This is a genomic window from Methanococcoides seepicolus, assembly GCF_023684405.1.
GTDB lineage: Archaea > Halobacteriota > Methanosarcinia > Methanosarcinales > Methanosarcinaceae > Methanococcoides > Methanococcoides seepicolus.
This window is the reverse complement of sequence record NZ_JAGSOI010000067.1, coordinates 1-14,072: the sequence shown is the minus strand read 5'-3', so window position 1 is coordinate 14,072 and position 14,072 is coordinate 1. Positions and strand designations below refer to the sequence as shown.

Below are 14,072 nucleotides of genomic sequence, written 5' to 3'. Positions count from 1 at the left end.
TTTCCTTTTTCCAAAATCTTAAGAGCCTCTTGAAGTAGAATCTTTTCATTTATTCGAATAAGATTATCAAGATCCAGTTTTTGGAAATGATGTCGTATCGATGTCTCACATACTACTTTTTGGTAGTGTTTTGAAATGGAATGAACCGATCCCTTATCTACTGCCATACATACTGTAGTATGAAAAATATCTTTACAGGTAAGTGAACCATTGATCTTGATTTTAATATTATCTGTAAGTGGTTTTAGAACAGTGTCAATACATTCTTTTGATCTTAGTTCAACTCTGGGAATGTTCTTGGAATTGGGAAGTTGAAATGACATATGGCGGCGTTTTCGCCGCATATATAGCTATCGAATGACATTATTTCATGCTGATAGTAAAATTAGCGAAGTACTGAAATTAGCGAAGTACTGAATTTGACGATCTCTATCAGATGGAGTATTAGTTTCTTTTTACAATTCGATTTTGTCTATTGGGGATGCGGAGCAAATTCATACTTGTCTGTAAATATTTTCATATCATTATTCTGTTTTAATTTATTTTCATTGCTGTCTGATACCCTTTCTACAAATTTATATCGTCACGGTGTTAATACTAAATTATATATACTACCTATTTAGTATTATTTTTAAAAAAATAAGTAACACTAAAACTAACGATTGCTTAATTAAATATTACAAATAGACATTAATGATTAAATAATTATTAAAAAAGGAGGACTAATATATTAAGACTAAACTAGCTAAAAAATTAAATATCACAGTGCTGGTATTTATATCACTTATTCTTGCTGCAGGTGTCTGCTCTGCAGCATCAGTTGAGATTCGTGGATCACCACTTGATACAGGTGATGTATCTGAAATTTCCTGGAATGCAACAAATTGGCCCGCCTTTTACTATTCAATGAACGAGGCCGGATGTGCTGCCGAAACTCTCAATTATGAAAATAGTGATTCAGAAAATCCTGCGATCGGTGCAGCTCCTACTAACAATGTTATGGACAAGGGGGAACTTACCTACACTACTCATCCCTACGTCAAAAAATACACGGTAAGTACCAAGACTGATGCTACAACAGTCAATAAATATTACATGATGCCATGGTTCAGTCAGAAATACGTGGCAATTGAAGGTGATGCTCAGAAGATCACAAAACTGGTCTTTGAACAGAAAGGAAGCGCAGAAAAGACATTAAAAGTCGGACAATCCTGGGAGCTTGGAAAAGGATACAATCTTACGGTCAACCAGCTGGATATTGACGGTGGAAAGGTCTGTTTAGCTCTTTCCAAAGAGGGAGTAGAACTGGAATCTAAGATCCTGGATACAAATGGGGAAGATGATAAAAGAATATTTGTCGCAAAAGATGATTTCGCAGACCAGGAAGATGCGGTCTACTTTGTAACCTATGTAGATGAGGCATTTAAAGGCACATCGGACTGTTTTATAATTCTCAAGTATACATGGCTTATTGATAAGGATGATGTTACAACAATTGAAGTGGACGATGAGTTCGGAGCTTTGAAATGTACTGAAGTTGCCGAAGATAGAATCACATTGGCTAACGATGAGAAAATAACTCTTGAAATGGGTGATACCATCCCCTTAACTGACGACTGGTACTTCAAGGTATCAAGAGCAGGTAAAGGTACGGATGGTGGCTATCTTTTCTATCCTGCAAAGAAGGTGACCACTCCTGGAAAATACGAAATTCGCGGATCACCACTTGATACAGGTGATGTATCTGAAATTTCCTGGAATGCAACAAATTGGCCTGCCTTTTACTATTCAATGAATGAAGCCGGATCTGCTGCCGAAACTCTCAGCTATGAAAATAGTGATCCAGAAAATCCTGCAATAGGGGCAGCTCCTACTAACAATGTTATGGACAAGGGGGAACTTACCTACACTACTCATCCCTACGTCAAAAAATACACGGTAAGTACCAAGACTGATGCTACAACAGTCAATAAATATTACATGATGCCATGGTTCAGTCAGAAATACGTGGCAATTGAAGGTGATGCCCAGAAGATCACAAAACTGGTCTTTGAACAGAAAGGAAGCGCAGAAAAGACATTAAAAGTCGGACAATCCTGGGAGCTTGGAAAAGGATACAACCTTACGGTCAACCAGCTGGATATTGACGGGGGAAAGGTCTGGTTAGCTCTTTCCAAAGAGGGAGTAGAACTGGAATCTAAGATCCTGGATACAAATGGGGAAGATGATAAAAGAATATTTGTCGCAAAAGACGATTTTGCAGACAAGGAAGATGCGGTCTACTTTGTAACCTATGTAGATGAGGCTTTCAAAGGAACATCGGACTGTTTTATAATTCTCAAGTATACATGGCTTATTGATAAGGACGATGTGACAACAATTGAAGTGGACGATGAGTTCGGAGCTCTGAAATGTACTGAAGTCTCAGAAGACAAAATCACATTGTCTAACGATCAGGAAATTACTCTTGAAATGGGTGATACCATCGACTTAACTGACGACTGGTACTTCAAGGTATCAAAAGCAGGTAAAGGTACAGATGAAGGCTATCTTTTCTATCCTGCAAAGAAGTTGACCATTGAAGACAAAACAGCTTCTCAGGAAGTAGCTGAAGAGATCCCTGATAAAACTGAAACCACAGATACAGAAAGTGGATCAACTATTTTAGAGGGTGAAACTTCTGAAGAACTTTCAAAGCCTGATGTCGAAGAAACTGAGGAGTTTGCAGTAAAAGTTGATGATGAGAACGTAATGCCAGCATTTACCCTCCTGTCTGCAATCTCAGGAGTTCTTGCGGTCTTTTTCTTTTCCAAAAGAAGGTAACTAATGTGTAATAGTAGATGACGATAAAGGAAATTGACAATGTTTGAAACATTAAAACGCATTAATATCCTGGAAAGGATAACAAATCAGGATGTAAAGGGTTTCTCAGATATGAGAAAGTACTTAATCCTTTGCATCCTTTTTGCGGTGCTGGGCCTTGCAGCAGCCATCGCCATGGTACTTGGTGCATATAATATCTCTTTTGTAGATGTATATGCAACTATCATCGCTAACCTCAGCCCTTTTCAGGATGCATCCAGTATCAATAAACTACATAACACCATAATATGGAACATACGGTTGCCAAGAGTCCTGTTAGCTATTATAGTAGGTGCTGCCCTTGCAACATCTGGTGCGGTCTTTCAGGGATGTTTCAGGAATCCACTGGTCGAGCCCTATATTCTCGGTGTTTCTTCCGGGGCGGCGTTCGGGGCGGCACTGGGGATTGTTTATCCCCATATTTTTCAGTCAATCCAGATATCAGCCTTTATTTTTGCCTCACTTGCCGTTATGGCTGCCTATACGCTGGCAAGAACGCGAGGTCAGACCCCGATCATCACTCTCATACTTGGAGGTGTCATCATTGGTTCTATTTTTTCAGCACTGGTCTCCCTCCTAAAATATACGGCTAATGATTCCTCATTACGTGAGATCGTGTTCTGGTTGATGGGCGGGTTCTACTATGCCACCTGGAATGACGTTGTCATTACCGCACCAATTGTGGGTCTTTCTTTTCTGGTACTGTGGATGTATGGTTGGAAACTGAATATTCTCTCAATGGGGGATGAAGAAGCCCGGGCACTGGGTATTAACCCGGAGAAATCCAAGATGATCGTGGTCGCACTTGCAACACTTGTCACAGCTGTTGCGGTTTCAACTGTTGGGATTATCGCATGGGTTGGTCTTATGATGCCCCACGCAACGCGAATGATCCTTGGACCTGATCACAGATTTGTGATACCTTCTGCGGCAATGCTTGGCGGGATCTATCTTATCGTCTGTGATACACTGGCACGGACGCTTACGACTTCCGAGATTCCAGTCGGGATAATTACGTCAATTCTGGGGGCACCATACCTTTGCTATCTTTTGAGAAACAAAGGACGTTCGTTACTTGGGTGATTCTCATGCTACAGGTAAAAGATATCAATTTTAACTATGGATCTACTCCGATTCTTAAAGACATCTCTTTTGATGTTAAAGAAGGACAGCTCTGCGGATTATTTGGTCCAAACGGATGCGGAAAGACCACACTTTTCAAATGCTGCATGAAATTTTTAAAGTCCCATAAGGGTTCCGTGATCATGGATGGTACGGACATCAATGAATGCAGGATCGAGGATATGGCCAAAGTAGTGGCGTACGTTCCCCAGGAGCATAAACCCCCCTTTCCATATCTGGTAAAGGAAGTAGTATTGATGGGAAGAACACCACATCTTGGAGGTTTTTTTGGCGTCAAACGCGCTGATAAAGAAAAAGCACTGGACGCACTTGAACTGCTGGAGATCTCCCATCTTGCAGAACAACCTTACAACCAGTTGTCAGGCGGACAGCGTCAGATGGTGTTGATAGCACGGGCAATAGCTCAGGAGACAAAACTGATATTCCTGGACGAACCTACCTCTGCTCTTGATTTTAGCAACCAGTTAAAAATCTGGAAGCTACTGCGCAAGGTGGCAGATCAGGGAATTACCATCCTGGCGTGCAGCCACGACCCGAATCATGTCTCGTGGTTCTGCGACGACGTGGTGGTTATGAATGAAAATGGGATCATTGGTCAGGGTCATCCCTACCATGTGATCACAGAGTCCGTCCTCGATGAAATCTACCAGGGTATGTGCACAGTCAGGAGTCTGGATGGGACTAATATGATATTGCCTCGTGATGTGGCAGTCAAAAAGAAAGACGGGACGTCAAGACACATGCCGGCGCTTCGGAGAGATGTAGAATAAACGGATGAATTACATGGATGAAAATACGATTGATTGGAATAAAGTCTGGAAAAACCAGATGCTAAAGAACATTGAATCGAAGTGTGCCGTTGAGTGTGCTCGAGTATGGAATAATAAGGAACGAGCAACGCAATACTGGAATGCGGTGCAGAATAACAAAGAACAAACCCAGAAGACCATCGAGGGACTTGTGCTCACACCGGATTCCCGAATACTGGATATCGGTGCCGGGCCAGGAACACTTACGATTCCGATATCCCCTCAGGTAACTCATGTAACTGCAGTAGAACCCTCTGAAGGTATGATGGGTGTGCTGCAGGACAATATCGCAGAGTATGAGGCCGACAATATCACTTGTGTTCAGAAGCAGTGGGAAGATGTTGAAATAGAAGCCGACCTTGACGGGCCTTATGATGTGGTCATAGCCTCTTACTCCTTAGGTATGCCTGACATCAGGGAATCGATCCAGAAGATGATAGACGCCTCTTCGAGATATGTCTACTTATACTGGTTTGCCGGCCCCCCCTCATGGGACACCAATTACAAGGCACTCTGGCCATCCCTCCATGAGGGCGATTATCACCCAAGCCCAAACTGCGATGTGATCTATAATATGCTCTATCAGATGGGCATCTACCCCCATATGCAGGTTTCCCCGGTTAATCATTTCAACCGTTTTCAGTCTATTGAAGAGGCTGTTGAACATTTCAGATCCTTCTACAATATCACTACAGACCATCAGGAATCGGTTCTTAGGGATTACCTTGAAGCCGTTCTTGAAAAGGATAATGATTCCCTGGTCATGAATGGATCATATACTTCTGTGAAGATGTGGTGGGAAAAACAGACAGGTGAGTGATTGCTCAAATTTATTTATACATTATATCAAAAAAAGAGGATTAAAAATGAAATCTAAATTACAGTATTGCATTCTAGTTACTGTATTGTTGAGTGTCCTGCTGAGTGCAGGATGTATGGGAAATGCGAGTGATGATGACGCAGTATCCCAAGAGCAGTACCGGACAGTTGTCGATAGTCGCGGAGTTGCTGTGCAGGTGCCAATAGAGATTGAAAAGGTGGCCACGATCAATGATGGATTGATTGAAGGGGTTATGACCACAATTGGTGTCCAGGATACTCTTATGGGAGTAGGGTCCAGTTGTCTCCAGCGAAACTTTAACTACACCTACGAAACCGTCGGGGGGGAGACATTTAACTACGAGGGTGGAATGAATCCGGTTTCCTATCTGAACCCTAGGATCATGGACCTCCCTTGCTTTGCAAAGTCCGGTTCTGCAGTGAACTACGAAACACTTGCAACCCTTGAGCCTGATGTGGTGATCGTCCGCCTGGGTAGCTGTTCACTGCGGTTCATTGATGATGAAGGCACACAAAAAAGCATCGAAACGATCGAATCTCTTGGAATACCGCTGGTCGTTCTATATGGATCAAGTTGCTATGATGATGCAGATGTGTCCACCATCTCGGATGAAATTCGCATCATTGGCCAGGTATTTGACAAAGAGGCCGAAGCTACCAAACTCGCAGAATATCTTGAAAGCCAGGTCAACCTTATAAGTGAACGGACAAAAGATATTCCTGATGAAGAAAAACCTGAAGTGCTGATCTTTGGTGCATCACCAAAAACCCGAGGTGCTGGTGGTGCAGGTAATGTCAATGGTCTTGATACGATCGAGTCGTTCTTTATCCAGGACCTTGTTCATGCGAAAAACAATTTCCAGGAGGATGGTAACTCTAAGGTTGTAAGCGCCGAGCACGTGTTGGCATTGAACCCTGATGTGATCGTGCTCTCCACTGCACATGGATACCACCCACCACTTGAACTTTATGAGGCACCTTACTACCAGAATCTGCAGGAACTGGACGCCGTGAAGAACAGACGGGTTGTATCATTGCCATGGTCACCCTGCAACTGTGCAAAGCGGCTTGAATACCCGATCGATGTAATGGTGATCGCAAAGGGAACATATCCAGAGCGCTTTGAGGACATTAACCTTGCTGAGTGGCTGCTGGACTTCTACCAGAACGTCTATGGCGTGGACCTCGACACCGCAAAGGAGTTGCGCTCAGCCCAGTGGATGGACTGGACTCTCGAGGATTGTCCCACCTGCGATTAAATTCTTGAATCCATATCAATTGAAATTTGATATGGATTTCAACATTTTTTGGCATATGGATCGTGAGCGGTTTTCACTAACGAGATTTACCTCGACATGTGCACGCGGTAAGGAGTATGAACGATATGAGGACTAACTATGAATGAAAATACAATTGCCTGGAATGATATCTGGAAAGAGCTTATGGATGGCCACCAAAGTTCCGATCACAAAGGCAGCGGTACCAGTCTGTGGGACAGTAAAGAAAACGCAGAGCGCTTCTGGAAAAGATCACAAGAAAATAGGGAGAGGGTGGGGAAGACCATAAATGAACTTCCCATAACAGCCGATTCAAGGATACTTGACATCGGGGCAGGACCGGGAAGTCTGGCTATTCCCCTGACCGAAAAAGTATCTCATGTAACTGCGGTCGAGCCTGCAAAAGGAATGATAGATGTCCTGCAGGAGAACATCAAAACGTACGGCATAGATAATATTAGTTGTGTCAACAAACGCTGGGAAGACCTTGATGTTGAGAACGACCTCGACGGCCCCTATGATGTGGTGATCGCATCATATTCACTGGGAATGCCAGATATACAGGACGCAATACGAAAAATGGAAGCTGCTTCCTCAAAGTATATCTGCCTGTACTGGTTTGCAGGTGAGTCACCCTGGGAATACCATTCACGTATCCTCCACCCTGCCTTATACGGAAAGGAATATGTTGCCGGCCCGAAATGCGATGTACTCTACAATGTACTCTACAATATGGGCATTTATCCAGACATGCATGTATTCCCATTAGAATACACAAACCGCTTTTCCTCAATAGATGAAGCTGTTGACGAATTTAGATCCCGCTATGAGATCGACACGCAACAACAGGAAACTATCCTGCGCGATTACCTGCAGAGCTTGCTTGAAAAGGAAGACGAACTGCTTGTGAACAGAGGATTCTCGACCCGTGTGAAAATATTCTGGGAGAAGAGGTGATCACTTGAAAGTACTGGTATGCGGAAAAGGCGGAAGCGGGAAGAGTACATTGACGGCACTGATAGCCCAATCCATGGTAGCAAAAGGGTTCAACGTGCTTGTAATAGACAACGATGAATCCAATTTTGGGCTTCACCGACAGCTTGGAATGGAACTTCCTGCAGATTTTTTGAATTTTATGGGAGGTAAAAAAGAACTCATTGGGAAAATGATGGAATCATTCCAGAAAGGAGAAGAAAGTCAATTCTTCGAACATAGGTGGAATATCACTGACATACCCGATGACTTTGTAATCAGGAAAGGAAAACTGAACCTGATGGCTGTAGGCAAGATCCATGAAGTCGGTGAAGGATGTGCCTGCCCAATGGGTGCCCTTGCCAAACATCTGTTGAAAAATATTGATACGTCTGAGGACGAATTTGTAATTGTGGATACCGAAGCTGGTATCGAACATTTCGGCAGGGGTGTGGAAGAGGGCTGCGATATGCTTCTCATGGTGATTGACCCCTCCTATGAATCGATCCGTCTTTCGGAAAAGGTCAGTGAACTTGCGAATATTGCAGGCAAAGAACTCTATTTCATATTAAACAGGGCCGAAGGAGACACTAAAGAGATCATGTGCACGAAAGTTCCCGAAAACCGGGTACTTGCAACTATCCCTATATTAGAATCCCTTTTCAGAGCTGGTCTCCTCGGAACGGAATTCCATACTGATATTCCGGAGATCGAAACAATTACCGGGTTCCTGGAAGGACAACAACAGTGAAATGTTGAATGAAAATTTGCCTGAATAAGGGCATACATTAGAAATAAGGTGAGAATATGAGTGTAAAAAAAATAACAATGATGCTATTGGTGCTTGCAATGGTAGGAATAATGGTATCACCCCTGACCCTTGCCAGTCAGGCGGAAGTCACAGGTATTACAAGAAGTGTACCTGCGAATTTTGCTACAGGTGAGGAAATAGAAATAAGCTTGACAATCGAGGGAAATGCTCCGATAATGGTAGGTTTAGTGGAAAACATTCCTGAAGGTTTCAGTTTCCCTAAAAAAGATTCGGACATATCAGATGCCAAACATTTCAAGGTAGATCGGAAAACGGGCAAGATCGTATTTTCCGTAATGGATGAAAAAGAGATCAGTTACAAGGTAATCGCTCCTTCCAGTGCAAAGGGCGATTTTACGGGATACTGGGTGGATCTACTTGTGCAGACACCTGAACTGAATGAAGGCAAAGAACGCTGGAAACCCGTGATCGATCCTACATCATCCAGTCCCAATAAAGGCATGTCTTCATTTGCATCAGATCAGGAAAACATCCCTGTAAGTACGGAACCGAAAACACCCGGTTTTGGAGCAGTGTTTTCTTCAGTTGCAATACTTGCCTGCTTGCTTATATCTAAAAACAATTTAAATGGAGGGAACAATAAATGAAATATCCCGCTCTTATGTTTGGTATCTTTATACTGTTCACAGGAATTGTTTTATCTGCTACTGCCGCCGCTGCTATGGATTCAAGTCTCCCATGTGCAGGAGGTGACGGCTACATCTCTGAAGATGATCTATCTGAGGCGGTTTGTGACTATATGCTTGGAGAAGGTAAATATTCCCTTGATGATGTCGGAGACGCAGCATACATCTATAAATTCTGGGATGGAAAACCCAAGACAATAACAGACCAACATGATCGTAAGGTTACCTTTTACAGACCAATTGAAAGAATCATTACAACAAACCCAGACAATTCACGAATGATCATAGCCCTTGGTGATCTGGATAAAATGGTAGCAACCGATGAGTGCACTCGTTCGGGATGTGTGCTTTACAGAGATATAAATGATGAAAAGATCGCCGTGGAAGCATGGGAATCCCTCCAGATCCACGATGGTGGACAGCTTGACAACCTTCCAGAGACAAATACCCGCAAGGAGATCGATTACGAAACAATGGCAATCCTGAAACCTGACGTGGTGATCGACACTCTGTGGTACAGCAGAGGCGATGCGGTTGAAGAAAAAGTGGGTTGTCCTTGTGTGGACGCTGGGGCTGGTTTTACCTTTGAGGAAATGTTCGATCATATGCAGCTTATGGGCGAGATACTCGATAAGCAGGAAAGAGCCGATGAACTCGAAAACTTTGCCCAGTCCAAGATCGATATGGTCAAATCAGTAACAGATCAGCTTGACGAAAGCGAGATCCCTACGGTTTACTTTGCTCCAAGAGGTGCAAAGAAAGGCTTTTATGATGCTGTGGAAGGTAGGGACTTTACTAGAACTGAAGCAATCTACGAACCCCTGACTATTGCAGGTGGAAACAATGTTGCAAAGGACTGTACCGGAGACAATATCAATGTGGGTCCGGAGCAGATCGTAGTCTGGGAACCGGATTACATTTTCGTTGCCATGAGTACCTCCGTTGAGGTCAGCGGAGTGCAATTTGTTATGGATACACCCGAACTCTCGGAAATTCCTGCGGTCAAAAACAATCATGTTTATGATTGCTTCTACCCTTACTGCCGTGGAAGACCGATAGACCGCAGCCTTATGAACATGCTCTACATGGCAAAGTGTCTCCATCCTGAAGAGTTCAAAGACATGGACTTGGAAGCTGAGGGAAATGAAATCTATAAAGAGATCCTTGGTGCGGACGGAGTATTTACTGCCCTTGTTGAATACCAGCCGTTCCCAAAGCAGGTCTACTAATATGCATATGCGTGATATAACACATATCTGGAGGAATGATAGTGAAATATCTGGAAATTCTTCTGAAGACTAAAATGCCTGAAAAGAACAAAGACCTGCCCGATCAACATCAGACCGAATACAGGCATTACATTGGAAGAAAACTCATTATTATGGGTTTTCTTCTTTTTCTGGTAATTTTCCTTACGGCATTTATAGTCACACTGGGACCTCTGGAAATATCAGTAGTTGAAGTCTATCAGATCCTGCTTGCAAAATTTTTACCGGGATATTTCGACACTGCGGGACTGCAGTCACAGATCGTCTGTAATATTCGTCTTCCAAGGATTGTAGGGGGCTTAATGGCCGGTTTCGGATTAGGGATTTGTGGCTGTGTAATGCAGGCTGTACTCAAGAACCCCCTGGCAAGCCCTTTTACACTCGGGATTTCTGCAGGTGCTCATTTTGGAGTTGCTATTGCAGCAGTACTGGGTGTCGGGGTCATAGGCGGACCTTACCTGCTTATCGGGAACGCGTTTGTATTTTCGATGCTCTGCGCCTTATTCATAATCGCACTTTCAAGTTTTAAAGGGGCAACTTCCGAAACCCTGATCCTTGCAGGGATCGCCCTGAATTATCTCTTCAGTTCGCTAAGCAGCCTGCTCCAATATTTTGCAACAGATGAGCAATTGCGTGTAATGGTAAGCTGGGGAATGGGTGACCTTTCGGCTTTTTCCTGGTGCAATTTCCATCTAATCCTGTGGATCTTTCTCATTTGTACTCCCCTTCTCTATCTGAAAGCCAAGGATCTCAATATTATGACTATCGGAGATGAAAATGCCAAAAGTCTGGGAATCGATGCAAACAGGGTCAGGATGCTTGGTATGTTATTAGCAAGCCTGCTTACCGCAACGATTGTCTGTTTTACAGGGACGATCGCTTTCATAGGGCTGGTTGCACCACATATGGCAAGAATGCTCATCGGTTCGGATCATAAGTATCTGTTCCCCGCAGCAGGAATTATGGGAGCGCTGATCCTAATCTCCGCCGATGCAATAGGAATGAACATAATAAGACCAACAATCATCCCTACCGGAATCACAAGTTCCCTGCTAGGAGTGCCGTTTTTCATGTATCTGATACTAAAAAAGAAAAGAAAGGAGTTCTGGTGATATGGTCAAATTAAAGATAAAAAACATGAGTTTCGGATATGCCAGCACCCCTATATTTGAGGATGTTTCAATTGATATACAGGCCTCAGAGCTGGTAAGTATTGTAGGGCCTAACGGTGCCGGGAAATCCACGCTTTTAAAGTGCATCAACCGCATCCTGACTCCTGATTCGGGAAACCTGTACCTTGACGGAAAAAACCTTCATGAAATGAGAAGGATAGAGGTTGCCAAAAATATTTCATATGTGCCTCAAAGCTCAAAAAGAGTTTTTTCGAATACTGTTTTTGAAACGGTTCTTATGGGAAGGCGTCCCCACCAGGGATGGTTCAGTAACAAAGAAGATGAAGATAAAGTATGGGAAGTGCTTGAAGAACTGGAGATCAAGGATCTGGCGCTTACCATGTATGACGAACTTAGTGGAGGCCAGCAACAAAAAGTCCTCATCGCAAGGGCACTGGCTCAGGACACTGGTGTTATACTGCTCGATGAACCTACCAGCAATCTGGATATCCGGCACCAGCTGGATGTAATGGATATCACGAGGAAACTTGTTAAAGAAAGGAACGTGGCTGCCATTATGGTTGTACATGACCTGAATCTGGCATCCAGATATTCAGACAGGATAATTATGATGAGAAATGGAAAAATAATCTCAGTAGGAGAACCTGACGCAGTGCTTACGTGTGAAGATATAGCCCATGTCTATGGTGTTAACGCTGAAGTGATTAATTGCAATGGGGGAAGCCCGTATATTATTCCCATAAGTTCTATAAGATAAAATCGAAGGAGGAGATGAAAATAATGGAAAAGATTGACTGGAATGAGATCTGGAAAAACCAGATGCTAAAGCAGATAGGGTCGCACCAAGCTGTAGATTGCGCCTCTATATGGGAGGAAAAGGAGAATGCAAAGCGCTTTTGGGAGATGGCTCAGGAGAACGGTGGAGAGCGGATTAAAAGGACCATAAGTGGTATTTCGATTTCTTCAGACTCCAGAGTGCTCGATGTTGGTGCTGGGCCCGGGACTCTGGCAGTTCCACTTGCAGAAAGAGTGGCCCACGTTACTGCTGTTGAGCCCTCAGAAGGCATGATGAATGTGCTGCAGGACAACATATCGGAGTATGAAACCGACAATATCACCTGTGTACAGAAGCGGTGGGAGGATGTGAATGTTGAAGAGGATCTTGAAGGTCCTTACGATGTGGTCATAGCTTCGTTTTCTCTTGGTATGCCCGATATCAGGGAATCGATCCAGAAGATGGTGGAGGCCTCTTCGAGATATGTCTACTTATACTGGTTTGCCGGGGAACCATCCTGGGATACCCATTACAGGACACTCTGGCCATCCCTCCATGAGGGTGATTATCATCCAGGGCCAAAATGCGATGTGCTTTACAATGTGCTCTACCAGATGGGCATCTATCCCCATGCAGAGGTCTTCCCGCTTAAGCATACCAACCGTTATCACTCTATTGAAGAGGCTGTTGAATATTCCAAGTCGCACTACAAGATTACTACAAAACGTCAGGAATCGGTCCTCAGAGATTACCTGGAAAACGTTCTTGAAAAGGACAATGATTCCCTGATTATGCGAAATTCAACTACCCGTGTGAAAATGTGGTGGGAAAAAACAGACAGATGAAAACTGCATCTGATTTATTTGCATGTTGTGCTACAAATGGGAAGCTAAAAATGAAACGTAATTTGGCTCTGTAGAAGTCCCACTAATGGTTTTGTGACGTTTGAAGGAGAATGATGAGCATGAAAATGAGTGAAGAAATACAGGAAATGATAAACGAGAATGTGGTCCATCTGGCAACTACATCCAATGATGGAAAACCGAATGTAGTTCCGGTGGGGGCCATACGTGCGATAAGTGACAGTGAATTACTGATTGTAGATGTTCTATTTGACAAGACAAAAAAGAACTTGCTTGAGAATCCCCATGTCGCGATTGCTGTCGAGGTGCTGGGAAAGGAATCACCAAGCGCATATCAGCTCAAAGGGCAAGCACAGATTTTCACAAGCGGTGAGGTCTTTGAAAAGGCAGAAGAAATGGTGGAAGAGCTGCGAAAAAGACATTCGCGCCATTCAAACATAAAACTGAAATCCGCGGTTCTCGTGGAAGTGGAAGAGATATATTCAACTGTCCGCCACAAAAAGGGGGGAGAATAAAATGAGGCATTGTTAACTAAACATAGCTATCTCTTTATTTCTGTACTTCATCAAAAGAAGAACAGAGTACTTCAGCATTTCAAGACTCTTAGTATAACACTTTGACTTTCTTCTCAATCTTGCCAGAAAGTGCCTAATTATGCTGTTATATCCTTCA

General features: G+C 43.4%; 13 protein-coding genes and 2 pseudogenes. 13 read left to right on the top strand and 2 right to left on the bottom strand.

What is annotated here, in order from left to right:
- Nucleotides 1-323, bottom strand: a pseudogene (locus KDK67_RS12260) (ISH3 family transposase); the annotation flags it as partial.
- A 442-nt stretch (nucleotides 324-765) separates the two neighbouring features.
- Here KDK67_RS12260 and KDK67_RS12255 point away from each other — a divergent pair.
- The 13 genes from KDK67_RS12255 (at nucleotide 766) to KDK67_RS12195 (ending at nucleotide 13,915) form a co-directional block, all read left to right on the top strand.
- On the top strand, nucleotides 766-2,823 hold the full coding sequence (locus KDK67_RS12255; protein ID WP_250869077.1) for an S-layer protein domain-containing protein: 2,058 nt from the start codon (nucleotides 766-768) through the stop codon (nucleotides 2,821-2,823).
- A 39-nt stretch (nucleotides 2,824-2,862) separates the two neighbouring features.
- A complete protein-coding gene (locus tag KDK67_RS12250; RefSeq protein ID WP_250869076.1) occupies nucleotides 2,863-3,945 on the top strand; it encodes a FecCD family ABC transporter permease in 1,083 nt (360 codons plus the stop codon).
- Nucleotides 3,946-3,950: 5 nt separating this feature from the next.
- On the top strand, nucleotides 3,951-4,775 hold the full coding sequence (locus KDK67_RS12245) for an ABC transporter ATP-binding protein (protein ID WP_250869075.1): 825 nt from the start codon (nucleotides 3,951-3,953) through the stop codon (nucleotides 4,773-4,775).
- Between the two features lie 13 nt (nucleotides 4,776-4,788).
- Nucleotides 4,789-5,634, top strand: a complete 846-nt coding sequence (locus KDK67_RS12240) for a class I SAM-dependent methyltransferase (RefSeq protein ID WP_250869074.1) — start codon at nucleotides 4,789-4,791, stop codon at nucleotides 5,632-5,634.
- 46 nt (nucleotides 5,635-5,680) lie between these two features.
- Nucleotides 5,681-6,913 (top strand): ABC transporter substrate-binding protein, encoded by a 1,233-nt coding sequence (locus KDK67_RS12235; RefSeq protein WP_250869073.1) that lies wholly within the window; start codon nucleotides 5,681-5,683, stop codon nucleotides 6,911-6,913.
- Between the two features lie 138 nt (nucleotides 6,914-7,051).
- Nucleotides 7,052-7,888: a class I SAM-dependent methyltransferase gene (locus KDK67_RS12230; RefSeq protein WP_250869072.1), complete on the top strand. Its 837-nt coding sequence runs from the start codon at nucleotides 7,052-7,054 to the stop codon at nucleotides 7,886-7,888.
- A gap of 4 nt (nucleotides 7,889-7,892) precedes the next feature.
- Entirely contained in the window at nucleotides 7,893-8,654 is a 762-nt protein-coding gene (locus KDK67_RS12225; protein ID WP_250869071.1) for an ATP-binding protein, read from the top strand.
- A 56-nt stretch (nucleotides 8,655-8,710) separates the two neighbouring features.
- Nucleotides 8,711-9,322: a hypothetical protein gene (locus KDK67_RS12220; protein ID WP_250869070.1), complete on the top strand. Its 612-nt coding sequence runs from the start codon at nucleotides 8,711-8,713 to the stop codon at nucleotides 9,320-9,322.
- Entirely contained in the window at nucleotides 9,319-10,590 is a 1,272-nt protein-coding gene (locus KDK67_RS12215) for an iron ABC transporter substrate-binding protein (RefSeq protein ID WP_250869069.1), read from the top strand. Before KDK67_RS12220 ends, KDK67_RS12215 begins: the two co-directional genes overlap by 4 nt.
- Nucleotides 10,591-10,631: 41 nt before the next feature.
- Nucleotides 10,632-11,741, top strand: coding sequence for a FecCD family ABC transporter permease (locus KDK67_RS12210; protein ID WP_250869068.1), 1,110 nt, complete (start codon nucleotides 10,632-10,634; stop codon nucleotides 11,739-11,741).
- A gap of 1 nt (nucleotide 11,742) precedes the next feature.
- Nucleotides 11,743-12,519 carry an ABC transporter ATP-binding protein gene (locus KDK67_RS12205; protein ID WP_250869067.1) on the top strand — a complete coding sequence of 259 codons (777 nt, stop codon included), beginning with the start codon at nucleotides 11,743-11,745 and terminating at the stop codon, nucleotides 12,517-12,519.
- A gap of 146 nt (nucleotides 12,520-12,665) precedes the next feature.
- Nucleotides 12,666-13,382: a class I SAM-dependent methyltransferase gene (locus KDK67_RS12200; protein WP_338101267.1), complete on the top strand. Its 717-nt coding sequence runs from the start codon at nucleotides 12,666-12,668 to the stop codon at nucleotides 13,380-13,382.
- A gap of 119 nt (nucleotides 13,383-13,501) precedes the next feature.
- A complete protein-coding gene (locus tag KDK67_RS12195; RefSeq protein ID WP_250869065.1) occupies nucleotides 13,502-13,915 on the top strand; it encodes a pyridoxamine 5'-phosphate oxidase family protein in 414 nt (137 codons plus the stop codon).
- Between the two features lie 12 nt (nucleotides 13,916-13,927).
- Here KDK67_RS12195 and KDK67_RS12190 read toward each other — a convergent pair.
- Nucleotides 13,928-14,072 (bottom strand): annotated as a pseudogene (locus KDK67_RS12190) (IS1 family transposase); the annotation flags it as partial.

Coding starts and splice junctions, on each gene's coding strand:
- KDK67_RS12220 (WP_250869070.1), top strand. CDS start 8,711: ATGAGTGTAAAAAAAATAACAATGATGCTATTGGTGCTTGCAATGGTA.
- KDK67_RS12230 (WP_250869072.1), top strand. CDS start 7,052: ATGAATGAAAATACAATTGCCTGGAATGATATCTGGAAAGAGCTTATG.
- KDK67_RS12200 (WP_338101267.1), top strand. CDS start 12,666: ATGGCTCAGGAGAACGGTGGAGAGCGGATTAAAAGGACCATAAGTGGT.
- KDK67_RS12215 (WP_250869069.1), top strand. CDS start 9,319: ATGAAATATCCCGCTCTTATGTTTGGTATCTTTATACTGTTCACAGGA.
- KDK67_RS12240 (WP_250869074.1), top strand. CDS start 4,789: ATGGATGAAAATACGATTGATTGGAATAAAGTCTGGAAAAACCAGATG.
- KDK67_RS12195 (WP_250869065.1), top strand. CDS start 13,502: ATGAAAATGAGTGAAGAAATACAGGAAATGATAAACGAGAATGTGGTC.
- KDK67_RS12245 (WP_250869075.1), top strand. CDS start 3,951: ATGCTACAGGTAAAAGATATCAATTTTAACTATGGATCTACTCCGATT.
- KDK67_RS12205 (WP_250869067.1), top strand. CDS start 11,743: ATGGTCAAATTAAAGATAAAAAACATGAGTTTCGGATATGCCAGCACC.
- KDK67_RS12235 (WP_250869073.1), top strand. CDS start 5,681: ATGAAATCTAAATTACAGTATTGCATTCTAGTTACTGTATTGTTGAGT.
- KDK67_RS12250 (WP_250869076.1), top strand. CDS start 2,863: ATGTTTGAAACATTAAAACGCATTAATATCCTGGAAAGGATAACAAAT.